Origin of the sequence: Mycobacterium adipatum (genome assembly GCF_001644575.1) — a bacterium.
GTDB lineage: Bacteria > Actinomycetota > Actinomycetes > Mycobacteriales > Mycobacteriaceae > Mycobacterium > Mycobacterium adipatum.
In genome coordinates, this window is record NZ_CP015596.1 from 3,752,102 (window position 1) to 3,777,481 (window position 25,380).

Annotated in this window: 22 protein-coding genes; 4 read left to right on the forward strand and 18 right to left on the reverse strand. The window is 69.7% G+C overall.

Going from position 1 to position 25,380, the window contains the following annotated elements:
* Window positions 1-4: 4 nt before the first annotated feature.
* The 6 genes from A7U43_RS17720 to A7U43_RS17745 all read right to left on the reverse strand — a co-directional run bounded on the left by A7U43_RS17720 (window position 5) and on the right by A7U43_RS17745 (window position 7,445).
* Window positions 5-1,333 (reverse strand): RsmB/NOP family class I SAM-dependent RNA methyltransferase, encoded by a 1,329-nt coding sequence (locus A7U43_RS17720; protein ID WP_068003027.1) that lies wholly within the window; start codon window positions 1,331-1,333, stop codon window positions 5-7.
* A gap of 89 nt (window positions 1,334-1,422) precedes the next feature.
* On the reverse strand, window positions 1,423-2,349 hold the full coding sequence (gene fmt / locus A7U43_RS17725) for a methionyl-tRNA formyltransferase (protein ID WP_067997928.1): 927 nt from the start codon (window positions 2,347-2,349) through the stop codon (window positions 1,423-1,425).
* A gap of 9 nt (window positions 2,350-2,358) precedes the next feature.
* On the reverse strand, window positions 2,359-2,901 hold the full coding sequence (locus A7U43_RS17730) for a LemA family protein (RefSeq protein ID WP_067997930.1): 543 nt from the start codon (window positions 2,899-2,901) through the stop codon (window positions 2,359-2,361).
* Complete coding sequence (locus tag A7U43_RS17735; RefSeq protein WP_068003030.1) at window positions 2,895-4,703, reverse strand: DUF2207 domain-containing protein; 1,809 nt, start codon at window positions 4,701-4,703, stop codon at window positions 2,895-2,897. The genes A7U43_RS17730 and A7U43_RS17735 overlap by 7 nt, the downstream gene beginning before the upstream one ends.
* Window positions 4,704-4,729: 26 nt before the next feature.
* Complete coding sequence (locus tag A7U43_RS17740) at window positions 4,730-6,676, reverse strand: primosomal protein N' (RefSeq protein WP_082902438.1); 1,947 nt, start codon at window positions 6,674-6,676, stop codon at window positions 4,730-4,732.
* A 64-nt stretch (window positions 6,677-6,740) separates the two neighbouring features.
* A complete protein-coding gene (locus A7U43_RS17745; protein ID WP_156525953.1) occupies window positions 6,741-7,445 on the reverse strand; it encodes a lysoplasmalogenase in 705 nt (234 codons plus the stop codon).
* Between A7U43_RS17745 and A7U43_RS17750 the strand changes: the two genes are divergently transcribed.
* The 3 genes from A7U43_RS17750 to A7U43_RS17760 all read left to right on the forward strand — a co-directional run bounded on the left by A7U43_RS17750 (window position 7,444) and on the right by A7U43_RS17760 (window position 11,380).
* Window positions 7,444-8,373, forward strand: a complete 930-nt coding sequence (locus tag A7U43_RS17750) for an alpha/beta hydrolase (protein WP_067997937.1) — start codon at window positions 7,444-7,446, stop codon at window positions 8,371-8,373. The genes A7U43_RS17745 and A7U43_RS17750 overlap by 2 nt on opposite strands.
* A 3-nt stretch (window positions 8,374-8,376) precedes the next feature.
* Entirely contained in the window at window positions 8,377-9,354 is a 978-nt protein-coding gene (locus A7U43_RS17755; protein ID WP_067997940.1) for an alpha/beta hydrolase, read from the forward strand.
* 163 nt (window positions 9,355-9,517) lie between these two features.
* Window positions 9,518-11,380 (forward strand): pyruvate kinase, encoded by a 1,863-nt coding sequence (locus A7U43_RS17760; protein ID WP_067997943.1) that lies wholly within the window; start codon window positions 9,518-9,520, stop codon window positions 11,378-11,380.
* On the opposite strand, the gene metK is transcribed toward A7U43_RS17760, so the two are convergent.
* The 5 genes from metK to mihF all read right to left on the reverse strand — a co-directional run bounded on the left by metK (window position 11,377) and on the right by mihF (window position 15,211).
* Window positions 11,377-12,576 (reverse strand): methionine adenosyltransferase, encoded by a 1,200-nt coding sequence (metK, locus tag A7U43_RS17765; RefSeq protein WP_067997944.1) that lies wholly within the window; start codon window positions 12,574-12,576, stop codon window positions 11,377-11,379. The genes A7U43_RS17760 and metK overlap by 4 nt on opposite strands.
* Window positions 12,577-12,675: 99 nt before the next feature.
* Complete coding sequence (gene coaBC / locus A7U43_RS17770) at window positions 12,676-13,914, reverse strand: bifunctional phosphopantothenoylcysteine decarboxylase/phosphopantothenate--cysteine ligase CoaBC (protein WP_067997947.1); 1,239 nt, start codon at window positions 13,912-13,914, stop codon at window positions 12,676-12,678.
* Window positions 13,915-13,927: 13 nt separating this feature from the next.
* Entirely contained in the window at window positions 13,928-14,218 is a 291-nt protein-coding gene (gene rpoZ, locus A7U43_RS17775) for a DNA-directed RNA polymerase subunit omega (RefSeq protein ID WP_067997949.1), read from the reverse strand.
* 74 nt (window positions 14,219-14,292) lie between these two features.
* Window positions 14,293-14,871 carry a guanylate kinase gene (gene gmk, locus A7U43_RS17780; protein WP_067997952.1) on the reverse strand — a complete coding sequence of 193 codons (579 nt, stop codon included), beginning with the start codon at window positions 14,869-14,871 and terminating at the stop codon, window positions 14,293-14,295.
* 16 nt (window positions 14,872-14,887) lie between these two features.
* Entirely contained in the window at window positions 14,888-15,211 is a 324-nt protein-coding gene (mihF, locus tag A7U43_RS17785) for an integration host factor, actinobacterial type (protein WP_036338016.1), read from the reverse strand.
* Between the two features lie 433 nt (window positions 15,212-15,644).
* Between mihF and A7U43_RS17790 the strand changes: the two genes are divergently transcribed.
* Window positions 15,645-16,697 (forward strand): DUF2330 domain-containing protein, encoded by a 1,053-nt coding sequence (locus A7U43_RS17790; RefSeq protein WP_231963345.1) that lies wholly within the window; start codon window positions 15,645-15,647, stop codon window positions 16,695-16,697.
* Here A7U43_RS17790 and pyrF read toward each other — a convergent pair.
* From pyrF to pyrR, 7 genes are read right to left on the reverse strand one after another with little or no spacing between them, the layout of a single operon-like run.
* The gene (pyrF, locus tag A7U43_RS17795) at window positions 16,685-17,485 is read right to left on the reverse strand and encodes an orotidine-5'-phosphate decarboxylase (RefSeq protein ID WP_067997958.1); all 801 of its coding nucleotides are present in this window, start codon (window positions 17,483-17,485) and stop codon (window positions 16,685-16,687) included. The two genes, A7U43_RS17790 and pyrF, sit on opposite strands and share 13 nt — an antisense overlap.
* Entirely contained in the window at window positions 17,482-20,829 is a 3,348-nt protein-coding gene (carB, locus tag A7U43_RS17800; RefSeq protein ID WP_067997960.1) for a carbamoyl-phosphate synthase large subunit, read from the reverse strand. The genes pyrF and carB overlap by 4 nt, the downstream gene beginning before the upstream one ends.
* Window positions 20,830-21,960 (reverse strand): glutamine-hydrolyzing carbamoyl-phosphate synthase small subunit, encoded by a 1,131-nt coding sequence (carA, locus tag A7U43_RS17805; RefSeq protein ID WP_067997964.1) that lies wholly within the window; start codon window positions 21,958-21,960, stop codon window positions 20,830-20,832.
* Window positions 21,957-22,475 (reverse strand): PH-like domain-containing protein, encoded by a 519-nt coding sequence (locus tag A7U43_RS17810; RefSeq protein WP_067997968.1) that lies wholly within the window; start codon window positions 22,473-22,475, stop codon window positions 21,957-21,959. The genes carA and A7U43_RS17810 overlap by 4 nt, the downstream gene beginning before the upstream one ends.
* Window positions 22,472-23,797: a dihydroorotase gene (locus A7U43_RS17815; protein WP_067997972.1), complete on the reverse strand. Its 1,326-nt coding sequence runs from the start codon at window positions 23,795-23,797 to the stop codon at window positions 22,472-22,474. Before A7U43_RS17815 ends, A7U43_RS17810 begins: the two co-directional genes overlap by 4 nt.
* Complete coding sequence (locus tag A7U43_RS17820) at window positions 23,794-24,789, reverse strand: aspartate carbamoyltransferase catalytic subunit (RefSeq protein WP_067997974.1); 996 nt, start codon at window positions 24,787-24,789, stop codon at window positions 23,794-23,796. Before A7U43_RS17820 ends, A7U43_RS17815 begins: the two co-directional genes overlap by 4 nt.
* Entirely contained in the window at window positions 24,786-25,358 is a 573-nt protein-coding gene (pyrR, locus tag A7U43_RS17825) for a bifunctional pyr operon transcriptional regulator/uracil phosphoribosyltransferase PyrR (protein ID WP_067997976.1), read from the reverse strand. Before pyrR ends, A7U43_RS17820 begins: the two co-directional genes overlap by 4 nt.
* Window positions 25,359-25,380: the final 22 nt, after the last annotated feature.

A 25,380-nucleotide genomic window follows, 5' to 3' on the forward strand; every position in this document is an offset into this window, starting at 1 on the left:
GCGGTCAGCCTACTTTCAGCGCCGCGGCGAACATCGCGTCGGTGCCGTGCAGGTGCGGCCACAGCTGCACGTACGGCCCGGCACCGAGCTGATCCACACCGGGGAAGAACTCCCGGGTGTCCAGCGCCGTCACCGGTTGCCTGCGCAACGCGTCGGCCACCACACCCACGGTCTCGGCCAGGTGCGGCGAGCATGTCGCGTACAGCACCACACCACCCGGACGGGTCAGCGCGATGGCCGCGGCCAGCAGCTCGCGCTGCAGCTTGACCAGCGTCGGCACGTCACCGGGCTGACGACGCCAGCGCGCTTCCGGCCTGCGCCGCAGGGCGCCCAAACCGGTGCACGGCGCGTCGACGAGTACCCGGTCGAAACCGGGCTCCAGGCCGGACGCCCGCCCGTCCACCCGCACCACATCCACGGGCAGACCCACGGTGTTCTGCACCACGAAATCGGCCCGGTGCTCGGCCGGCTCCACCGCCGTGACACGGGCATCCCCGGCCAGCGCCGCGATCAGGGCGGTCTTACCGCCCGGCCCCGAGCACAGGTCCAGCCAGCGGCCGTGGTCGGGGCCGTCCACGGTTGCCAGGGTCACGGCGCGGGCCACCAGCTGCGACCCTTCGTCCTGCACCAGTGCGGTCCCCTCGCGCACCGCGGCCAGATCACCGGGATCCCCGCCGGGCAGATACACCGCGTACGGCGAGTACCGGCCGACGGTGCCCGCAACCTGGGCAGCCAGATCGGTGGCCGTCAGCACCCCGGGCCGGGCCGCCAGATGAACCACCGGACGGGCATCATCGCTGGCGAGCAGCGCACCCAGCTCACCGGCGCGGGCACCGAGCGCATCGACGAACGCCTGAGCGATCCAGCGTGGATGAGCGTGCACGAACGCGGCGTGCCCGACCGGATCGGTCGCCTGCGCCGGTGCGAGCTCGGCGACCCAGGCCTGCTCGTCCTGGCCGGCAATCTTGCGCAGCACCCCGTTGACGAAACCGGCTCGTACCGAGTCGAATTCGATTCCGGCCTGTTCCACCGTGGTGTCCACGGCGGCGTGCGCATCCACCCTGGTGCGCAGCAACTGGTAGGCCCCGAGGCGCAGCAGGTCCAGCAGCACCGAATCGATCTGGTCGACCGGTCGACCGGCGGCCGAACTGATCACCGCGTCCAGCAGACCCCGGGTGCGGCAGGTGCCGTAGGCGAGTTCGGTGGCGAAGGCGGCGTCCAGACCCGTGATGCCCCGTTCGCGCAGCAACACCGGCAGCGTGAGGTTGGCGTAGGCATCGCGCTCACTCACCGCGCGCAGCACATCGAAGGCGGCGCGCCGCGCCGGGTCCAGCGGCTTGCGTGCCGGCCCCTTGCGCTGGGGTGCCCGATTGGCGTGTTGTCGCGGCGGACGACCACCACGCCCCGATGACGCCGGCCGATTCACAGCGCCCGCACCGATGCGTCCAGACGTGCGCCGCGGGCCCAGTCGGCGGCGTTCATCGGCTTCTTCCCCGGGGGTTGCACCCAACCCAACGCCACCGCATGCGAACCGGTGCCCACCCACACGTCGCGGCGGCCCACCTCGAGTGCACCGGCGGCCAGGACCACCGAGTCATCCGGGCGCACCGGTCCGACCTTGACCCGCACATCGCCGATCGTCGTCCAGGCACCGGGGTTCGGGGTGACCGCCCGGATCCGGCGGTCGACCGCGTGGGCCGGGAGTTCCCAGCGCACCCGCGCCTCCTCGACGGTGATCTTGGGCGCGAAGGTGATCCCCTCGCTCGGTTGGCGCACCGGGGTCACCGATCCGTCGGCGATACCGTCCATGGTGGCCTCCAGCAGTTCGGCACCCGAAACAGAAAGGCGCTCAAGCAAATCCCCCGCGGTGTCGGTGGGCCGCACGGTTTCGGTGACGACACCGTAGACGGGTCCGGAGTCCAGATCCAGTTCTATCCGGAACGTGGTGGCACCGGTCACCTCGTCGCCGGCGGCGATGGCGGCCTGCACCGGCGCGGCCCCGCGCCAGGCGGGTAACAGCGAGAAATGCAGGTTCACCCAGCCGTGGCTGGGAACGGCCAGCAGGTCCGCACGCAGCAGCGCGCCGTAGGCGACCACGGCACAGGCGTCGGGCGCCAGGGCGGCCAACTCGGCCACGAACTCCGCGGTGTTCGGCCGCTGCGGTTTGAGCACCGGGATGCCGTGCTCGGCGGCCAGCTGGGCGACCGGGGACGGTGCGGGTGTGCCGCGCCGGCCGGCCGCGGCGTCCGGCCGGGTCAGCACCGCGATGACGTCATGGTTCTCGGATGCGATCAGCCTGCGCAGCGAGGGCAGCGCAGGCTCTGGGGTACCGGCAAAGACGAGACGCACCGAGACAGTCTAGGGAAGGCGCGGGGTCTGATAGAACTCGCGCTCGGTCACCCCGGCGATCGGGGCCACGAACATCCACGGCATCGTGGTGATCAACCGGTTCACCCCGGCCACCGCGTCGTTGTAGTACTGCCGGGCGAAGGCCAGCTTGTTCTCGGTGTCGGTGAGGTTCTGCTGCAGGTTCAAGAAATTGTTCGACGAGTTGAGCTGCGGGTAACTCTGGCCGAGGGCCAGCAGCCGGCCGAGCGCGCTGTCCAGTTCGCCCTCGGCGGCGCTGCGGCGGGCCACCGATTGGCCTCCGGTGGCCGCATCGAGCGCCGCCCGGGCATCGGTGACGTGATCGAGGATCGCCTTTTCATGGGTGGCGAACGAGCCGACCGTGTGCACCAGGCTCGGGATCAGCGCCGCCCGGCGGGTGAGTTCCACGTCGATACCGGAGAGCGCCTCGGCCACCCGCACGTCGGCCGTCTTGAGCTTGTTGTAGCCGACCACCAGCCCGATCAGCACCGCCACCGCGATCGCCAACACCACAATCAGCAAGAACCTCACCATGATCCGCCTCCACCTCCTCCGCCGCCACCACCGCCACCGCCGCCGCTGCTGCTACTGCCGCCACCGCTGGAGGACGAGGCCTGCGAGGCGGTGTAGGCACCGATCGACGAGGACAGTGCCGAGTCGAAACTGTCGAACGCCGACCCGCCGGACCCCCCGGACAGGCCCCACGAGCTACTCGACGACGAGTGGTACCAGTCGGGTTGCGGTGCCACGGCCCCGGTGACCTCGCGGTATTTCTGCGCCCACAGCGCCGCGCTGCCCGCGGCCACCGCGAACGGCACATAAGCCGCGTAGAGGTCCTTGCGGGCCCCGAAATCAAAGCGGGCCTCGGCCGAGTCGGTGGCCAGCACGCGGTGGAATCCACCGGCCCGCGACCACAATTCGCGCCCGGACGCGGTGCGCCGGGACCCGACTCCGTCGCGCCAGGACACGGTGGACAACAAGAAGAACACCGCGAACGGCAGCGCCCACAGGGTGATCGGGAATCCCCACCGGAAGAACCCGCACACCATCAGGATCGCCGCGACGGCATTGGCCGCGCGCAACCACAGCTCCTTGCGGCGTTTGACCATCAGTCCCTCGTCGAGGGCCCACTTCTGCACGGCGGCAGCCATATCGCTCTTGGCCTTGGTCAGCTTCTTGCCCGAGGTGGCGGATTTGCGGGCCTTGAACTCGGCACCGGGGCCGATCACCTTCAGCGCCGAACCGACCGCGACGCCGACCGGGTCGATATCGGCCCAAGCGCCGGGCGCCGCGGTGCCGGTGACGTTCCAGCTGTCCTTGCTGACCTGGCGCAGGTCCACGAGGTTGCGTTCGGCCAAGTGGAAGAGCGTCGCCGTCAGGCCGCTCTTGGGCACCGATTCGGTGCGGATGTACTCGGTCTGCACCGGCCCCAGGCCCGTCGGCGGCGCGTACTGGATCGGGAATCCCGGTGACGTCTCGACGGTGCTGCGCGACCACAAGACGGCGCCCAGGCCGGCGAGCAGGGCCAGCCCGGCAAGCACCGCCACCCGGGTGGTGGACTGCCCCAGCACCCGGTCCCAGTGGTAGGTCCACGGCAGTTCGGCGCGCGCCGGGGTGGGCATGTCCACACCGGCACGCAGGGTGACCGGGGTGTGCGGCGCCAGTCCGTGTGCACCGAGGCGCACCGTGTTGCCGTCGACGGTGAGGTCATCGCAGGCGGTGCCGCGGCCCGAGCCGACCGAGCACTGGGCGCCGGTGACAGGTTTCGGCAGCGTCACGGTGATGTCGACGTTGTCGATCTCGTTGTTCCACGCCGGTGCGATCACGTTCCAGAAGAACACCGTCGGCGTGTCCATATCACCGGTGGCGTCCGCGAATTGCTTTCCGGCGCCGGCCGTCGCCGGGTCGAGGACCCCGGCGATGGTGTAGCGGATCTCGTAGACGTGCGGGCCGGGGTCCAGGGTGTAGTCGGGGCTGCCGATCTTGGCCACCCGGAACCGTTCCCGACCCTCCCACAGCAGTTGGTAGGGCACGGGTGCGCCGTCGAGCAGGATCGAGTCGATCTCGGGCACCTGCCGCACCTTGGCGTTGTTCTGGTTGGTCACGTCCCAGTATCGGAAGATGCCGTGCCGACCCGACGGGAACTGCCCGGTGATCGTTTCGACGGCGGCCAGCTCGCCGCCGGCGTCGACCGTGTAGTGGGCCGCGTAGTCGGTGATGGTCACCGGATCGGCGACATCCCCGCCGCCGCTGGGGGTCGCGCTGAACACCACCGGCCACAGCAGACCAAACGCGATGAGCACCAACGGGATCAACAGCTTGAACAGCCGTCCCATACCCACCTCCACGCCCGAGTCGCTGCTTACCCTATGTGCAACGGGTCCATTTGCACACGAACCGGTTGCTGATCGTGGCGGGCGCTCAGCCCGTTGACCGCGCGGCGCAACGCCGCGGCGAGGTCCAGTCCACCGGCGCGCGGCACCCGCACCAGCATCCGGGCCAGCGGGCTGTCCACCGCGATACCGGGCGGTCGACGGGCGCCGGGCGGCAGATCCACCGGCCCCAGCGATTCGGCCTCGGGGGGCAACTCGGCGAAGTCCAGCAGCGCGTTGACCGCCTCGGGCACCCCGTCGAGCACCGCGAGATGGACCGCCGGTGGCAGCGCCACCTCGGCGCGGGCGTTGAGTTCGGATTCGGCGTGGCCGACCGGGTCCCAGCGGATCAACGACTGCACGGTCGGAATCGCCGACTCGGCGATCACCGCCACCGAGCCGCCGTCGGCGCGGCTGCGCACCAGGGCCGCCGCAGCCATCCACCGGCGCAACGTGTCCTCGGCCGCCCGGAGATCCTGGCGCCCCAGCAGCGCCCAGCTGTCCAGCAGCAGCGCGGCGCCGTAGCCGCCCTCGGCCACCGGTTCGGCGCCCGGGGTGGCGACCACGACGGCGGGTTTCGGGCCCACCCTTGCGAGCACCGACTCCCCGCCGGAGGTGACGACACTGGCACCCGGCAGCGCCCGACCGAGTTCCTCGGCGGTCCGCCGCGCGCCGACCACCACGGCGCGCACCGCATCCGATCCGCAACTCACACAACGCAACGACAGCTCGGCGCGGGCGCACCAGCGGCACACCGCGCCCTGGGTGTCCCGGTCCGGCAACGACAGCGGCCCGGTGCAGTGTCGACACCGCGCCACGGTGCGGCAGCGGGCGCAGGCAAGTGCCGGCACGTAGCCGCGCCGCGGCACCTGCACCAGCACCGGGTGCCCGGCCGCCAGCGCAGCGCGGGCGGTGCGCAGCGCCATCGACGGCAGTCGGGCGGTGTGGGCCGCCGGGTCGCGTTCCTGGTCGAAAGCGTTGTCGTCCAAGGCCACCACCCGTGGTGCGTGGGTACGCACCACCGGCCGGGCCGCGACGAGATCGTGGGCCCACCGACTGCGCACCAGGGCGTGCGCCTCGGCGGTCCTGGCGTACCCGCCGATGATTGCGGCACAACGCAGTTGGTGCGCCCGCAGCATGGCCACCTCACGGGCGTGCGGGTAGGGCGCCCGCGGTTCGGCCAGGTTGTCGTCGCCGTCGTCCCAGACGACGACCAGCCCGAGGTCGGCAATGGGCGCGAACACCGCGCTGCGGGTGCCGATGACCAGCCGGGCCTGGCCGCGCAGCACCGCCAGCCAGCGCCGGTAACGCTGCGAGGGACCCAGCCCGGCCGACAGTGCCACCACACGTGATTCGTCCACACAACCCACCGCCGCCGCGTGCACGGCGTCGACGTCCCGCTGGTCCGGCACCACGATCAGGGCGCCGCGCCCGGCGTGCACGGTGGCCGCGGCGGCCTCGGCGAGCCGCAGCGCCCAGTGTTCCCCCGGTAGGGCCTGCCACACGGCGCGCGCGGCCCGGCCCTCCCGGATCGCGGCCAGGAACTGTTCACCGCGCCCGTACCGTGCCCAGCCGGACTCGTCGACCGGCTGGGGCGTCAGCGGCGCCAGCTCGGGCTGCGGTTTCTTCTCGACACCGGCGTGCCGCGGCGGGATGGCCAGCCGCAGCACGTCGGGTCGCGTACCGACATAGCGTGCGGCGACCGCGTCGGCGAGCCTGCGGATATCCGGGGTCAGCACCGGCTCGGCGGAGATCACCCGGTCCAGCCAGCCGAGCTTTCCCGAATGGTCGGTGTCCGAACGTCTTTCCAGGACGAAGGCGTCCACCAGCCGGCCGTGGAAACGCACCCGCACCCGCACTCCCGGCTGGGCGTCGTCGGACTGATCGGCCGCGACGAGGTAGTCGAACTCGCGGTCCAGGTGCGGCACCGACAACATCGGCAGCACCCGGGCGATCGGCTCGTGTTCGGCGGCGCGGCGGGTCTGGGTCACCACTGGGCCACTAGTCGCGCGCCGCGCGGCCGAAGAAGAATCCGGCGGTGATCAGGAACAGCGATGCCGCATAGGCCCACCAGATGGGCACCGCCAGAGCCTCCGACCCGAGCACGAACTTGCTGATGCCGATCATCGAATCCGAGACCGCGAAACACACCGCGCCCAGCGCCGTCCAGGGCGTCGGCAGCGCGGCCAACAGCGCCGCACACACCATCGCGGCGAGCACCGCCATGTAGACGGTGACCGGCACCACCATGCCCTGCTCCAGCAGCGCCGGCCAGAACCACACCAGCATCGCCACGCAGGCCAGCACCACGACGGCCGCCGCGACCAGCCGCGGGGTGCGCCGGACGACCAGCGGGACCAGCGCGGCCAGGAAGCACAGGTGCGCGATCAGAAACGATGCCAGGCCCAGCACGAAGGACGGCTCCCACCAGGGCATCGCCAGCAGGTAGTCGCCGGCCGCGGACCCGAGCAGCGCGGCGATCAGCCAGCGGCGCTCGCGGACCACCGGGTGCCGCAGCGCGGCCACCGCCAGCAGCACCGCCGCCGCCGCCTTCACCGCGGGCTGCAGGGCGAACTGCCCGGTGAGCTCGGCGCCGGCGGGCACGCGCAGCGCGACGGTGATCAGGAAGATGCCGTACCCGGCGCCGGTGACGACCGCCAGCACCCAGCACAGCCGCGTCCACCGCGCTGCGTACGGTGAACCCATGCCTGATTCCGGTACCGACAGACCCGCCTTGGACGCCATCCTGGAGAAGGTACTGGAAGCGGTGCCGTTCCAACTCACGATGGACGGCGGCCCCGATGCCGCGCGGGAACGGTTCCGCGCACTACCGCGCCGCGAGGTGCACCCCGAGCTGCGCGCCGAGGACCGCATCGTCGAGGGCGTGCCGGTGCGGATCTACTGGCCCCCGGAATCGTCGCAGACACCGCCGGTGCTGCTGTTCTTCCACGGCGGCGGGTGGGTCGTCGGCGACCTGGACAGCTATGACGGCACCGCCCGTGCGCACGCGGCCGGCGTGGGTGCGGTCGTGGTGTCGGTGGACTACCGGCTGGCCCCCGAGCACCCCTACCCGGCCGCCGTCGAGGACGTCTGGGCGGTGACCCGGTGGGTGGCCGCGCACGCCGCCGAGTTGGGCGCCGACCCCGCCCGCATCGCGGTGGCCGGGGACTCCGCCGGCGGCAACCTGGCCGCCGTGGTGGCGCTGCTGGCCCGCGATGCCGGAGTCCGGTTGCGAGCGCAGCTGCTGTGGTATCCGGCGACCACCTGGGACACCAGCCTGGCGTCGTTCACCGAGAACGCCGACGCACCCATCCTGGGGCGACGCGCGGTCGGCAGCTTCTCCACGTTGTACGCCGCAGACATCGATCTGAGCGATCCGCCCGCCACGTTGGTGCCGGCGCGCGCCGCCACGCTGGCCGGTGTGGCGCCGGCCTATATCGCGGTGGCCGGTTATGACCCGCTGCGGGACGACGGCATCCGCTACGCCGAGCTGCTGGCCGCCGACGGGGTGCCCGCACAGGTCCACAATGCCGACACGCTGGTGCACGGCTATCTGGGCTACTACGGTGTGGTGCCGGCCGCCACCGAGGCTGCCGATCTCGCCCTTGCCGCGTTGCGGGGCGCGTTAGCCTGAGCCATGGCTGCTTCCCCACCGCCCTCGGATGACACCCGCCGCGGCGTCGATCCCAACCTCAAGGCACTGCTGGATGCCGTGCCGCTGGAGTTCACCATCGCCGACGGCGTCGAGGTGGCCCGCGAGAAGCTGCGCGCGGTGAAGCCGCCGGCGGACATGCTGCCGCAGCTGCGGATCGAGGAACGCACCGTCGGGTACGGCGACCTCACCGATATCCCGGTGCGCATCTACTGGCCGCCGATCGAGCAGCACGACAACCTCCCGGTGCTCGTGTACTACCACGGCGGCGGCTGGGCGATCGGCGATCTGGACACCCATGACCATGTGGCGCGCGCACATTCGGTGGGCGCCGAGGCCATCGTGGTGTCGGTGGACTACCGGCTCGCCCCCGAACACCCTTACCCCGCCGGCGTCGAAGATGCGTGGGCGGCGCTGCGCTGGGTGGCAGAGCACGCCGCCGAACTGGGCGGTGACCCGACACGCCTTGCGGTGGCCGGCGATTCGGCCGGCGGCAATCTGTCGGCGGTGATGGCGCTGCGCGCCCGCGACGCCGGCGGACCTGCGCTGGTGTTCCAGTTGCTGTGGTATCCGGTGGCGGTCGGGGACATGACCGCGCCGTCCTTCATCGAAAACGCCGACGCCTACATTCTCAACCAGGACGTCACCGCGGCCTTCTTGACCTGGTATCTGCCCGGGGTGGACCTCAGCGATCCGGCATCGCTGCCCACCGATGTGGCACCGGCCAACGCCGAATCCCTGCGCGGTCTGCCGCCGGCGTTCATCGGCACCGCCGAGCACGACCCCCTGCGCGACGACGGTGGCAAGTACGCCGAGCTGCTCACCGCGGCCGGAGTTGCGGTGCAGCACAGCAACGAACCGACCATGGTGCACGGCTACGTCAGCCTCGCGCTGGTCTCCCCCGCGGCGACCGAGGCCACCGCGCGCGGGATCGCCGCCCTGCGAGCCGCACTGCACGGGTAGCCATCCCACGCCTTGATGAACTCATGGTGAACAGTAAACCAACTGTCCCAGAGGACAATTCGGAAGGATGTGGCTCAGCACACGCAAACTGCAGGACTTTGGACCCTAGCTTCGGCCGGCCCTCGCGGAGCACGATTGCACCGCCGCCGACGAAGGAGACCCCGTGCTGCCGCAGACCCAGAGCCACAGCGAGACCGCCCGGCAGCGGTTGCGGGAGATCCGCGACGATGTGGACGCCTTGCTGACACGATTACCCGAGGCCGAGTCGACTTGGTCGAACTGGCTCGCGGATGTGGCGCCCCGCTATCAATCCAGCGCTCGAAACATGGTGCACTACTGGGCAATACGGCAGCATGATCTGCGCGATCTACAGGCCGGGCTGTCAGCGTTCGGGCTGTCGTCATTGGGTCGCAGCGAACCACACGTCGAGGCCACCCTGCACGCGGTCAGGGCGGCGATCGGCGCCATGCTCGACGACGGATGGCGTCAGCCGATCGCGGGTGGAGTGGCGATCAACCAGGGCCCGGACCTGTTGGCGCAGCGAACACGGGAGTTGTTCGGACCCGACCCTGCCGATCGCGCGACGCGGATCATGGTCACGTTGCCGTCGGCGGCGGCGACCGATGCCCGTCTGGTGCGCGGACTGGTCGAGCAGGGTATGAATGTGGCTCGCATCAATTGCGCGCACGACGATGCCACGGCGTGGCGCGCCATGGCACGGCACGTCGCTGACGCGGCGGCGCGCACCGGCCGACCATGCGCGATCGCCATGGACTTGGGTGGTCCCAAGTTGCGGACCGGGCCACTCGAGCCGGGACCACGCGTGGTGAAACTGAAGCCTCCCAAGAACGCCGTCGGCCAGGTCGTCGGCGCTGCAAAGGCATGGTTGACCGCAGCCGAACACCCCACCGCCCCACCGGAACGCGGCATGGTGTCACTACCGGTGGGTGAACAGTGGCTCACCCACCGCCGCGACGGGGACATCGTGCACCTGCATGACACCCGCGGCGCCAAGCGCCGGATGGTGCTCAGCGCTGTCGATGAATCCGCAAGCGCACCTGGCGGATTCGTCGCCGCCGTCGAGCGCACCACCTACCTGGGCACCGCAACGACGCTGCACGTCGCGGATGACCAGGACGCAACGCCGCTGGGTGACATCCCCCCTGTCGAGCAGAGCTTGATCCTGCACCGCGGTGACATCCTCGAACTGACCAGGGATTGCTCGCCCGCGCCCGTCCTGGACGGCGGAACTCCGCGGATCGGCTGCACACTGCCCGAACTGTTCGACCACGCTTGCGTCGGACACACGGTGCATCTCGACGACGGCCGGATACGGGGCAGGATCGTCGGCACCGGGCCTGCGGTCCTGCGCCTGCAGATCGAGCACGCCGCCGATGGCGGATCCCGCTTGCGCGCCGGCAAGGGCGTGAACGTACCGGGTATCGAACTACCCGTCTCGGCGCTGACCGATAAGGACGTCGAGGACCTCGCGGTCGTGGTGGAGCTCGCCGATCTGGTCGAGATGTCCTTCGTGCGTCGACCGCCCGATGTCGCACGGCTCCTCGAGGAGCTGGGGCGCCTCGGCGGCCGATCACTGGCAGTGGTGCTCAAGGTGGAGACGCGCCAGGCGTTCGAGCACCTTCCGCAACTACTGCTCACCCTCATGCGGCACCCACGCGTCGGGGTGATGATCGCGCGTGGCGATCTGGCCGTCGAGTGTGGCTACGAACGCCTCGCCGAACTGCAGGAGGAAATCCTGTGGTTGTGCGAAGCAGCGCACCTGCCAGTGATCTGGGCGACCCAGGTCCTCGATCAACTCGCCAGGACCGGCAATCCGTCACGAGCCGAGATCAGCGATGCCGCGATGAGCGAACGCGCTGAATGCGTGATGCTGAACAAGGGGCCGCACGTCGAGGAGGCCGTCGGTGTCCTCGACGACATCCTCAAACGTATGGCGGACCACCATTACAAGAAGACGGCCCTGTTGCCGTCCCTGCACTCGTGGCGGCCCGAGCGCGAAAGCTAGACGGACGCCAACAGGTCGTCGACCTTGTTGGTCTGCTCCCACGGCAGCTCGATATCGGTCCGGCCGAAGTGGCCGTAGGCCGCGGTCTGCGCGTAGATCGGGCGCAGCAGGTTCAGGTCGCGCACGATGGCACCGGGGCGCAGATCGAACACGCTGCTGATGGCCTTCTCGATACGGGCCGGATCCACCGTCTCGGTGCCGAACGTCTCCACGAACAGCCCGACCGGGGCAGCCTTGCCGATGGCGTAGGCGACCTGGACCTCGACGCGCTCGGCCAGCCCGGCGGCGACCACGTTCTTGGCCACCCAGCGCATGGCGTACGCCGCGGAGCGGTCCACCTTCGACGGATCCTTGCCCGAGAAGGCGCCGCCACCGTGGCGGGCCCAGCCGCCGTAGGTGTCGACGATGATCTTGCGGCCGGTCAGGCCGGCATCACCCATCGGGCCACCGAGGACGAACTTGCCGGTCGGGTTGACCAGCAGCCGGTAGTCGGAGGTGTCCAGCGACTCGTGACCCAGATCCGCCAGAACGGTGTTGACGACCTTCTCGCGGATGTCGGGGGCCAGCGTGTCGTCGAGGTCGATGCCCTCGGCGTGCTGGGTGGAGAGCACCACGGTGTCCAGGCGCACCGGTGTCTTGCCGTCGTACTGGATGGTGACCTGGGTCTTGCCGTCCGGGCGCAGGTAGTCCAGGATGCCGCCCTTGCGGACCTCGGTGAGGCGACGGGCCAGCCGGTGCGCGAGCGCGATGGGCAGCGGCATCAGCTCCGGGGTGTCGCCGATGGCGTAGCCGAACATCAGGCCCTGGTCACCGGCGCCCTGGGAGTCCAACGGATCGCCGGCACCCTCGACGCGTGCCTCGTGCGCCTTGTCGACGCCCTGGGCGATATCCGGGGACTGGGCGCCGATGGCGATGTTGACGCCGCAGGACGCGCCGTCGAAGCCCTTGGTCGACGAGTCGTAGCCGATGTCCAGGATGCGCTCGCGGACGATCTTGGGGATATCGGCGTAGGCCGATGTGGTGACCTCACCGGCGACGTGGACCTGGCCGGTGGTGACGAGTGTCTCCACCGCCACCCGGGAGGCGGGATCCTGCTCCAGCAGCGCATCGAGCACCGAGTCGCTGATCGCATCACAGATCTTGTCGGGGTGACCTTCGGTGACCGACTCACTGGTAAACAGCCGACCTGCGCTCACGTGGCATCCTCCGTTAGTTAGATAGACAAATCTTGGTTGTGCTCATTGGCAGCCAACCGTGTCGCCGTCGTTGACGCAACAGTTACCCGCACGTGGGATTCAGCTCCGCAGGAGCGCCCCGATCGCGTCCACGATACGGCTGGCCATCAAAGTCTTCGAACCGTGCTCCAGTGCGGTCTCGGTGCCATCGGCGGACAGCATCCAGCCGTCGTTGTGGTCGACCTCGAACGCCCTGCCCTCACCGACCGCGTTGACCACCAGCATCTCGCAGCCCTTGCGCTTCAGCTTGGCCCTGGCGTGGAACAACACGTCGCCGTTGGCATCGCCGGTCTCGGCGGCGAAACCCACGATCGCCCGCATGTTGGGCAGCTGCCCGTCGGCACGGGCTCGCACGGCACCGGCGAGCACATCGTCATTGCGCACCAGCTCCACCGACGGGGCGTCGGCATCGTCGGCACTCTTCTTGATCTTCGCGGTGGCCACGTGCGCCGGCCGGAAGTCGGCGACGGCGGCGGCCATCACCAGGACGTTGGCCTCCGGCGCGTGCTTGGAGACCGCATCGCCGAGCTGCGCGGCCGACCCGATGTGCACGACGTTGACCGCGGCCGGGTCGACGAGTCCGGCGGTGTTCCCGGCGATCAGGGTCACTTCGGCGCCGCGCTGGGCCATCACCCGCGCGACGGCGTAGCCCTGCTTGCCCGAGCTCCGGTTACCGATGAAGCGCACCGGGTCCAGCGGCTCGCGGGTGCCGCCAGCGGTGACGAGTACCTTCACTCCGGCCATGTCGTAGGGCAGCGCGTCGCCGCGCTCCAGCAGCAGCCGGGCCAGGGTGGTGATCTCCTCGGCCTCGGGCAGCCGGCCCGGGCCGGTGTCGGCACCGGTGAGCCGACCCGATGCGGGTTCCAGCACGACCGCCCCGCGGCCGCGCAGGGTGGCCACGTTCGCCACGGTGGCCGGGTGCAACCACATCTCGGTGTGCATGGCGGGCGCGAACAGCACCGGGCAGCGGACGGTCAGCAACGTCGCGGTCAGCAGGTCATCGGCGCGCCCGGCCACGGCACGCGCCAGCAGGTCCGCGGTCGCCGGTGCCACCACGACCAGGTCGGCGTCCTGACCGATGCGCACATGGGGCACCTGATCGACATTCTCGAACACCCCGGTGTGCACCGGGTGACCGGACAGCGCTTCGAAGGTGGCCGCGCCGACGAACTTCAGGGCGGACTCGGTGGGCAGAACCCGCACCGAGTGGCCGGCCTCGGTGAGCTGGCGGACCAGTGTGCACGCCTTGTAGGCGGCGATGCCCCCGGCGACGCCGACGACGATCCGCTTCTGCTCCATCAGCCGGTGGGCCTTACTGCTCGCCCTCGGAGTGCTCAAGCAGATCGGAATGGATCTCGCGCATGGCGATCGACAGCGGCTTCTCCTGCAGACCCGGCTCGACCAGCGGACCGACGTATTCGAGGATGCCGTCGCCGAGCTGGTTGTAGTAGTCGTTGATCTGGCGCGCACGCTTGGCGGCGTAGATGACCAGCGCGTACTTGCTCGACGCGCGGTCGAGCAGCTCATCGATGGGCGGGTTGGTGATGCCCAGCGGCGTGTCGTAGGCGTTGGCGGCGTCGAGGTTCTCGACAGGCGTGCTCACTAAGATTCTCCCAGGCTGTAAATGTATTGAGGCGCGTTAAAGAAGATGCAGTTGGTGTAAAAGAGGCGCACCGGCTAGCGGGCCACCAGCAAGGATACCAATTCTGCGCACGCCGACTCCAATTGACTGTTGACGACCACCACATCGAAGTCGCTTTGGGCGGCCATTTCCTCGCGCGCGGTGCTCAGCCGCCGGGCCTGGACCTCCGGACTCTCGGTGCCGCGGCCGATCAAGCGCTCCTTGAGCACCTCCCAGCTGGGCGGGGCGAGGAAGACCGTCGTCACCTCGGGCATCGCGGCCTTGACGGCGCGCGCACCGGCCAGGTCGACCTCGATCAGCACGGGCGCACCGTTCGCGACGGCCGAACGCACCGGCGCCGCCGGGGTGCCCGAGCGATGCAGACCGCCGTGGATGTCGGCCCATTCGAGGAGCTCACCCGCATCGATCAGCCGCTGGAACTCGCCGGCGGAGACGAATGTGTAGTCCACGCCGTCGACCTCACCGGGTCGCGGCGCACGTGTCGTCACGGACACGCTGAAATGCAGGTCGGGAATCCGGTCGCGGAGACACCGCACGACCGTGGACTTCCCGACGGCGGACGGGCCGGACAGGACTACCACCGCAGCCTTGTCCGGCCCACCACCAGTCTTCACTTGTCTGTACTGCGTGTTAGTCGGCGGTGAAGTCGAACTTCTCCAGGAGGGCCTTGCGCTGACGATCGCCGAGGCCGCGCAGGCGGCGGGTCGGGGCGATCTCCAGTTCGGTCATGATCTCCTGCGCCTTGACCTTGCCGACCTTGGGCAGAGCCTCCAGAAGTGCGGAGACCTTCATCTTGCCCAAGACCTCATCGGTCTCGGCGTCCTTCAGTACCTGCTTGAGGTTGGTGCCGCCACGCTTCAGCCGATCTTTGAGCTCGGCTCGCGCTCGACGTGCGGCAGCAGCCTTCTCCAACGCTGCCGCGCGCTGTTCGTCGGTCAACTGGGGAAGGGCCACGGGGTTCCTCCGTCTCTCGCCATCTGTTGTTTCATCACGGCTGGATCACGTAACCAGCCAGCGACGACGACCGTACCCACGCATCCTGACGAAAGCTAACCCCACCCCCGGGTTACGGCGTCAAAAGTCCAGCGTGTACGGCATGCGCCCGCAATGCCCGTTTCCCCCGTCCGCGCGACGGCGCCGTCACCTGGATTTCTGATCTCCCTGCATATCAAGGGTTTTCACCGCTCCGGCAGGTCGGCGGCGGTTTCCGGCGGCCCGTCGCGAGTTCGCTGAATCGCCGATCCTGGCGGTCGAATGAGAAATTTTCGCTGGTCATGGCGTGTCGGGCGTGTCGTCGGTCGTACCCGGACCCCTGTCGCGAGGCGGGCCTCATCGATGGCTAGACCGCCTAGACAAAAGTTGGCTACTGCGGAGTAGGATGCCGCGGATGTCGGCTGCGATCCGGGCGTTCAGTGCGGTCCTGGCGCTGCTGCTCGCCGGCTCCCTGACGAGCCTGGCCGGTCCGGCGTGGGCCTGCGGGTGCGGGGCATATATCCCCGACCGGCCCGGCGCCGGTGTCGTCGACGAGCGCGCGCTGATCGCCTGGGACGGGCGCACCGAGGACATCGTGATGTCCTTCGGCGTACGCGGCAGTTCGGAGCGCGCGGCCTGGGTCATGCCGGTGCCCTCGGCGGCGCGGGTCACGCTCGGCGAGAACGCGGTGTTCGACGATCTCGCTGCAGTGACCGCACCGCGGGTCGAATACCACGACAGCTGGTGGCCGACGTTCAGTTGGCTGACCCAGGGCGGTGCTGCCCTCGACGGTGTGGGCGCCCGCCCACCCGGCGGGGTCGCCGTACTGGCCACCCAGCGCATCGGCCCGTTCGACGTGACGCGGCTGGCCGGTGACGACCCGGCGGCGCTGGCCGGCTGGCTCGGCGCGAACGGCTTCCCGCAGCCCCCGGGGCTCAACGACAACCTCGCGCCCTACCTGCAGCGGGGCTGGGAGATCGTCGCCATCCAACTCGCCCCGGACGGCACCGGAGCGTTGACCGGTGCCCTGCAGCCGCTGCGGCTGTCCTTCGCTTCCGAGCGCGTGGTCTACCCGATGCGGTTGTCCCGGGCGGCAAGCGCACCGCAGTCGGTGCACCTGGCGGTGCTCGCCGAGCACCGGATGGATCCGAGCACGGTGCCGGTGCCCGGCGCCACGCCAATCCTGCGCTACGCCGGACACCTGGACGAGGGCACGGCGCCCGCCACGCTGGCGCCCTACCTGGCCGCCGGCACCTTCCTGACGAGTTGGACCGACTACATCGGCGAACCGGCCCAGATCGAGAACGACTACGTCTTCACCCGGGCCGCCGCCGACACGCCCCATCAGCAGGTCATCCGGCGCACCCGCGAGCGCGGCGACATCACCGGCGCGCTGCTGCTCGCCGCGGCCATCGCCGCCGCGGCGGCGGCGGTGCTGGCGCTGCGGCGGGGCCGTCAGGCCAGATAGGCGACCTGGGCGGCCACCGTGGCCGCGGCGGCGCGCAGTGCACCGACGTCGGGCCCGGCCCGCAGGATCTCGCGGGACACCGCGGGCAGCACCCGGGGCCCCAACCGCCCGAGGTCCTCGGCACGCCCGCCCTGGGCCCCCACCCCGGGTGCCAGCACGGGTCCGTCCAATGCGCTCAGGTCCGGTGGCTCCGACAGCGTCGCCCCGATCACCACCCCGACCGAACCCGTTGCCGTGGCACGATTCTCGGCACCGACCGCATCGACGACGGCCTGTGCGACGGTCCGCCCCGCCACGGTGGCGCGCTGCACGCTCGCGCCCTCCGGGTTCGATGTCGCGGCCAGCACGAACACCCCGCGACCGTGCGCCGCGGCGACATCGAGCAGCGGGCGCAAGGATTCGAAGCCCAGATACGGCGACGCGGTGACCGCATCGGCCGCCAGTGCCGACTCCCCCGCCCAGGCCTGGGCGTAGGCGGCCATGGTGGAGCCGATATCGCCGCGTTTGGCATCGGCGAGCACCAGCACGCCGGCCTCCCGCAGCCCGGCGATCGTCTGCTCGAGGACGGCGAAACCGGCGGAGCCATAGGCCTCGAAGAAGGCCACCTGCGGCTTGACGATCGCGAAATCGGCGAAGGCCTGCACGCAGATTTCGCTGAACGCGCTCAGACCCGAGACATCGACCGGCAGGCCCCACGACGCCAACAGTTCGGGGTGCGGGTCGATACCGGGACACAACGGTCCCCTGGTGGCGACGGCGTCGGCCAGGCGCTCCCCGAAGCTCGTCACGGCCGGCCGTTGCCCAACTGGCTGTGCAACTCCTGCAGCGACCGCACGCCGATGTCGCCGCGGATGCCGGCTTCGATGCCCTGCACCGCGGCCGAGGCGCCCTGCACCGTGGTCACACACGGGATGTTCACCGAGACCGCGGCCGACCGGATCTCGTAGCCGTCGATGCGGGGCCCGGAGTTGCCGTACGGGGTGTTGATCACCATGTTGACCTCACCGGCGCGGATGGCGTCCACCGCGGACACCGCCGGCTTACCCTCGCCGGGCTCCTCGAAGTTCTTGCGTACGACCTCACAGGGAATCCCGTTGCGGCGCAGCATCTCCGCGGTGCCCTCGGTGGCCAGCACCCGGAATCCGAGATCGGCCAGCCGCTTGACCGGGAACACCAGGGAGCGCTTGTCCCGGTTGGCCACCGAGACGAACACCGTGCCCGAGGCCGGCAGCGATCCGTAGGCCGCGGTCTGGCTCTTGGCGAACGCGGTACCGAAGTCGCGGTCGATGCCCATCACCTCGCCGGTGGACTTCATCTCCGGGCCGAGCAGCGAATCCACCTGTGAGCCATCGGCCTTGCGGAACCGGTGGAAGGGCAGCACGGCCTCTTTCACCGCGATCGGCGCATCCGGGGAAACCGTCGCACCGTCACCTTGGGCGGCGAGGATGCCCTCCGCGCGCAGCTGGGCGATGCTGGCACCCAGCATCACCCGCGCGCATGCCTTGGCCAGCGGCACCGCGGTGGCCTTGGAGACGAACGGCACCGTGCGGCTGGCCCGCGGGTTGGCCTCCAGCACGTAGAGCACATCGTCCTTGAGCGCGTACTGCACGTTGAGCAGCCCGACCACGCCGATCCCGTGCGCCAGCGCCTCGGTGGCCGCGCGGACCTTGTCGATATCGGTGCGCCCCAACGTGACCGGCGGCAGCGCGCATGCCGAGTCGCCGGAGTGGATGCCGGCCTCCTCGATGTGTTCCATCACGCCGCCGATGTAGACCTCGGCGCCGTCGCAGAGCGCGTCGACGTCGATCTCGATGGCGTCCTCCAGGAACCGGTCCACCAGCACCGGATGCTCCGGGGACAACTCGGTGGCCCGCTGGATGTAGCCCTGCAGTGTCTCCTCGTCATAGACGATCTCCATGCCCCGCCCGCCGAGCACATAGGACGGGCGCACCAGCACCGGGTAACCGATATCGGCGGCGATCCGGCGCGCCTGATCGAAGCTGGTGGCGGTGCCGAAGCGGGGGGCGGGCAGGCCGGCGCGGCGCAGCACCTCACCGAACTCGCCACGGTCCTCGGCCAGATCGATGGCCTCGGGTTTGGTGCCCACGATCGGCACCCCGGCGCGCTCCAGCCGTGCGGCCAGCCCCAGCGGGGTCTGCCCGCCCAGCTGCACGATGACGCCGACGACACCGGGTCCGCCTGCACCGGAGGCCTGTTCGGCCTGGTAAACCTCCAGCACATCCTCGAACGTCAGTGGTTCGAAGTACAGCCGGTCGGCGGTGTCGTAGTCGGTGGACACCGTCTCGGGATTGCAGTTGACCATGATGGTCTCGAAACCGGCCTGGCTCAGCGTCGTGGCGGCATGCACGCAGCTGTAGTCGAATTCGATACCCTGCCCGATGCGGTTGGGCCCGGACCCCAGGATGAGCACCTTGGGCCGCTGCGTCTGCGGGGCCACCTCGGTCTCGGCCGCCGGGTCCAGCTCGTAGCTGCTGTAGTGGTACGGCGTGCGGGCCTCGAACTCGGCGGCGCAGGTATCCACGGTCTTGTACACCGGATGGATGCCGAGGCGCTCCCGTAGTGCCCGCACCCCGGCCTCGCCGGCGAGTTCGGGCCGCAGCGCCGCGATCTGACCGTCGGACAGCCCGCTGTGCTTGGCATGGCGCAGCAGCGTCTCGTCCAGCACGGGAGCGTCGACCAGCTCACCGCGCAGCGCCACCAGGGTGGCGATCTGGTCGACGAACCAGGGATCCACCCCGGAGGCCTCGGCGACCTGCTCGACCGAACCGCCGAGGCGCAGGGCCTGCTCGATGTCATAGATCCGGCCGTCGGTGGCGGTGCGCAGATCGGTCAGCAGTTCCTCGAGGGTGGCGTCGCGGTCGGGCTTGGTCCAGAACCCGGCACGCGTGGTCTCCAGCGAACGCATCACCTTCCCGAGGGCTTCGATGAAGTTGCGGCCCAACGACATCGCCTCGCCGACCGATTTCATCGTGGTGGTCAGGGTGGGATCGGCGCCGGGGAACTTCTCGAAGGCGAACCGGGGTGCCTTGACCACGACGTAGTCCAGGGTCGGCTCGAAACAGGCCGGGGTCTCCTTGGTGATGTCGTTGACGATCTCGTCCAGGGTGTAACCGATGGCCAGCTTGGCCGCGATCTTCGCGATCGGGAAGCCGGTCGCCTTGGAGGCCAGCGCCGAGGAACGCGAGACCCGCGGGTTCATCTCGATGACGATGAGACGCCCGTCCTTCGGGTTGATGGCGAACTGGATGTTGCAGCCACCGGTGTCCACCCCGACCTCGCGCAGGATGGCGATCCCCAGGTCGCGCATGGTCTGGTACTCACGGTCGGTCAGCGTCATCGCCGGGGCCACGGTGACCGAGTCGCCGGTGTGCACGCCCATCGGATCGAAGTTCTCGATCGAGCAGACCACCACCACGTTGTCGTGGTGATCGCGCATCAGCTCGAGCTCGAATTCCTTCCAGCCGTAGATGGATTCCTCGATGAGCACGTTCGCGGTGGGCGATGCGGACAGACCGTCCCCGGCCATCCGCTCGACGTCCTCGGCCGAATACGCCATACCCGAGCCCAGGCCGCCCATGGTGAACGACGGTCGCACCACCACCGGCAGCCCGAGATCGGCGACGGTGTCGCGAACCTCGTCCATGGTGAAGCAGACCCGCGAGCGCGCCGACTCACCACCGACCTTGGCGACGATGTCCTTGAACTTCTGCCGGTCCTCGCCGCGCTGGATGGCGTCGAAATCGGCGCCGATCATCTCGACGCCGTACTTGGCCAGGATGCCCTGGTCGTGCAGCGCGACGGCGGTGTTGAGCGCGGTCTGCCCGCCGAGGGTGGCCAGCACCGCGTCGATCTTGTTACCGCGCTCGGCCTGCTGGGCGAAGATCTTCTCCACGAATGCCGCGGTGATGGGTTCGACATAGGTGTGGTCCGCGTACTCCGGGTCGGTCATGATGGTCGCCGGATTGGAGTTGATCAGACTGACCTGCAGGCCTTCGGCCCGCAACACGCGGCAGGCCTGGGTGCCCGAGTAGTCGAACTCGCAGGCCTGCCCGATGACGATCGGGCCGGACCCGATCACCAGGACATGGTTGATATCGCTGCGACGTGGCATTTACTTGCCCTCCCCGGACAGAACGTCGATGAACTGGTCGAACAGGTACTCGGCGTCCCGTGGACCGGCCGCGGCCTCGGGGTGGTACTGCACCGAGAAGGCACGTCCGTCAACGAGTTTGATGCCTTCCACAACCCCGTCGTTGGCGCAGGTGTGGCTCACGATGCCCCGCCCGAAGGGGGTGTCGAATTCCTCGCCGGCCTCACCGGCCAGTGCGAACCCGTGGTTCTGCGCGGTGATCGCGACGCGGCCGGTGAGGTGATCCATCACCGGGATGTTGATGCCGCGGTGCCCGAAGGTCATCTTGTAGGTGGCCATCCCGAGCGCGCGACCCAGGATCTGATTGCCGAAGCAGATGCCGAACAACGGGATACCCGAGCCGAGCACCGCCCGGGTGACCTCCACGATGTGATCGGCGGTCGCCGGGTCACCGGGCCCGTTGGACAGGAAGACCCCGTCCGGCTTCAGCTCGGCGATCTCGTCGAAGGTGGTACCCGAGGGCAGCACATGGCTGCGCACTCCGCGGCGCGCGAAGTTGCGCGGCGTGTTGGTCTTGATGCCGAGGTCGATGGCGGCGACCGTGAAGCGGTGCTGTCCTTGCGCTTCCACGATGTAGCGGGTCTGCGTGCTGACCTCGCCGGCGAGATCCGCGCCCAGCATGGAGGGTTGGCTGCGCACCCGGTCCACGAGCGTGTCGGTGTCGGCCAGGGCATCACCGGAGAACACGCCCGCCTTCATCGAACCGGCGGTCCGCAGGTGACGCACCACGGCCCGGGTGTCGATGCCTGCGATGCCGACGACGCCCTGGCGTTCCAGTTCCTCGTCGAGGGTGCCGGTGGCGCGCCAGTTCGACGCACGCGGTGAGGGGTCACGCACGGCGTAGCCCGCCACCCAGATCCTGTCGGCACGGCTCTCGCCGTCCTCGCCGTTCCAGCCGGTGTTGCCGATCTGCGGGGCGGTGGCGACCACGATCTGGCGGTGATAGCTCGGGTCGGTCAGCGTCTCCTGGTAGCCGGACATCCCGGTGGAGAACACCGCCTCGCCCAGTGTCTGACCGACCGCGCCGAATGCCGTGCCGGTGAAGACCCGGCCATCCTCCAGCACCAACAGGGCGCGTCCTCGTGAGCTCACACGTCCTCCTCATTGCCTGATGTACTGACGACCCATTTGCCGATTTCACCGCGGTCGTCGGCGCGGAAGCCGGTGTCGATCTCGGTACCCGACGCCAGCCGCCAACGGATCGCCACGATGCCGTCGTGGGTGAGCGCCTTACCGGCGATCGCCCGCTCACTACGCACCGCCACGATGGACTCGTCCGGAATCCAGATCGGCCCGATTCCGCTGCGCTGCAGCATCATCCCCTCGGGATACCGGGTGAGCACGGCCTTGGCACGGAAGCCCAGCGCCGCCGCGGCCACCTTGTCGTTCCAGTGCGGTGCGATGGTGCTGCCGACGTAGAGCCCCTTGGTGGGTCCGGTCAGCACCGGACCGACCGAATCCGGCAGGGCGGGCAGATTGCCGATGAGCTCGGCCTGCCGGGCCACCCGGTTGCGCCAGCCGGTTGCCAGCCTGCGGATGAAGAACCCGATCAGCAGGGCGATCACCGCGGCCATCACCAGCGATCCGATCAATGTCTGGTCGTTCATGCGGTGGCGCTTCCCCGGGTCGCTTCGCTCCTGCCCGCCGGACTACGTCCCTCGCGCGCGGTGACCTTGCCCCGCAACATCGTCAGCGTCACCGTTGCCGGCAACTCCATCGACTCGAACGGGGTGTTGTCCGAGCGGCTGGCCAGCTTCGATCCGGTGACCGTCCAGGTGGCATCGGGGTCGACGACGGTCAGGTTGGCCGGCTCCCCCACCTCCAGCGGGCGGCCCTGATCCGGCAGGCCGACGATCGCCGCCGGCGCCTCGCTCATCACCCGGGCGACATCGCGCCAGCTCAGCAGGCCGGGTGCCACCATGGTCGCGACGATGACCGACAGGGCGGTCTGCAAACCGAGCATGCCGGGGCGGGCGTTGGCGAACTCGCAGCACTTCTCCTGCTCGGCGTGCGGTGCGTGGTCGGTGGCCACACAGTCGATCACGCCGTCGGCCAGCGCCTGACGCAACGCTTGCACATCGCTGGCCTCACGCAACGGCGGGTTTACCCGATTGCGGCCGTCGTAGCTGCTCAGCCGGCCGTCGTCGAGCAGCAGGTGATGCGGGGTGACCTCGGCCGTAATCAAGATCCCTTGCGCTTTGGCCCATTTCAGCAGCTCCACGGTCCCCGCGGTGGAGGCGTGGCAGATGTGTACCCGGGCGCGCGCATCGCGGGCCAGGATCGCGTCGCGGGCGACGATGGACTCCTCGGCCGAGCGCGGCCAACCCGCCAAGCCCAGCTTCGCGGCGTTGGGGCCCTCGTGGGCGACGGCCCCGACGGTGAGACGCGGCTCCTCGGCGTGCTGGGCGATCAGCACCCCGAGCCCGCTCGCGTACTCCAGCGCGCGCCGCATGATCAGCGGATCATGCACGCAGATTCCGTCGTCGGAGAACATCCGGACCTGGCCGGCACCGGCGGCCATCAGCCCCATCTCGGTGAGCTGCTTGCCTTCCAGGCCCACGGTGACCGCGCCGACCGGGTGCACGTCGACCAGACCGACCTGCTGCCCGCGGCGCCAGACGTGGTCGGTGACCACCGGACTGTCCGCCACTGGGTCGGTGTTGGCCATCGCGAAGACCGCGGTGTACCCGCCCAAAGCGGCTGCGGCCGAACCGGTTTCGATGTCCTCCGCGTACTCACGGCCCGGCTCGCGCAGATGGGTGTGCAGGTCCACGAAACCGGGCAGCATGATCTGCCCGGCCGCCTCGATGACCTCGGCATCCTCGGACCCGATACCCGGACCGATCTCGGCGATCTGACCGTCGGCGATACGCACATCGACGGGATCGCCCTCACCGTAGAGTCGTACGCCCTTGATCAGGACCGTCATGCCGTCACCGCAACCTCTCCGGACCCGGTGCCGACCAGCAGGTGGAACAGCACCGCCATCCGTACGTGAACTCCGTTGGAAACCTGTTGCAGCACCGCAGACTGCGACGAATCCGGCACCGAGTACGCGATCTCCATACCGCGCAGCATCGGGCCCGGGTGCAGCACCACGGCATGCTCGGCCAGCTTGGCCTGGCGCTTCTCCGAGAGGCCGTAGAGCACCGAGTACTCGCGCGCCGACGGGAAGAATCCGCCGTTCATCCGTTCGGCCTGTACCCGCAGCATCAGCACGGCGTCGGCGGCGGGCAGTTCGGCGTCCAGATCGTGGCAGACCGTCACCGGCCATTCGGACACGCCGACCGGCAGCAGGGTGGGCGGGGCCACCAGCACCACCTCGGCGCCCAGGGTGGCGAGCAGTTCGACATTGGAGCGCGCCACCCGGCTGTGCAGCACGTCGCCGACGATCACCACGCGTCTGCCCTCGATGGAGCCGAGTCGCTGGCGCAGGGTCAGCGCGTCGAGCAGTGCCTGGGTGGGATGCTCGTGGGTGCCGTCACCGGCGTTGATCACGCTGGGGCCGCCGCCGGAATTTCCCCCGGGTCGCTGCGCTCCTGCCCCCGAGGAACCGTCCTCCCGCGTCCATTCCGAGAGCTGCTGCGCCGCACCGGATGCCGGGTGCCGGATGATCAGTGCGTCGGCACCGGCGGCGCGCAGCGTCAGCGCGGTGTCGCGGAGCGATTCGCCCTTGGCCACCGAGGAGCCGGAGGCGCTGACGTTGATGACATCGGCACTCATCCACTTGCCCGCCACCTCGAACGACACCCGGGTACGGGTGGAGTTCTCGTAGAACATCGTGATGATGGTGCGCCCGCGCAGGGTGGGCAGCTTCTTGACTTCGCGCCCGAGCAGCGCCTCGGCGAACCGGTCGGCGTCATCGAGCAGGGCGACCGCCTCGTCGCGGGACAGGTCGGCTGCGGTCAGTAGGTGCTTCACCTGGTCGGCCCTCCATACGGTGCGATCCGCACGCTGTCCTGCCCATCGGGCTCCTGCAGTCGGACCTTGACGTTCTCTGCGCGCGAGGTGGGCACGTTCTTGCCGACATAGTCCGCCCGGACCGGCAGCTCCCGGTGCCCGCGGTCGACCAGCACCGCCAGTTGCACGATGCGGGGCCGCCCGATGTCCCGCAGCGCATCCAGCGCAGAGCGCACCGAACGGCCGGAATACAGCACGTCGTCGACCAGGATCACCAGCGCGCCGTCGATACCGCCGGCCGGGATGGAGGTCGACTCCAGGGGCCGTGGCGGTTTGGAATTCAGGTCGTCGCGATAGAGCGTGATGTCCAGTGCACCGTGCGGCAGCGCGACACCCGCGAACTCGTGCACCTTTTCGGCGAGCCGCGCGGCCAGCGTCACGCCGCGGGTCGGGATGCCGAGCAACACCACGCGCGGGGCGTCCGGCGCGTCCAGCGCGGTCTTCTCGATGATCTGATGCGCGATGCGCGAGATGGTCCGGCTCACATCCGCGGCGGACATCAATTCCCGGTCGGGGCTGGGTGTGCCCATGGTCAACCTGGACCTCCTTCTC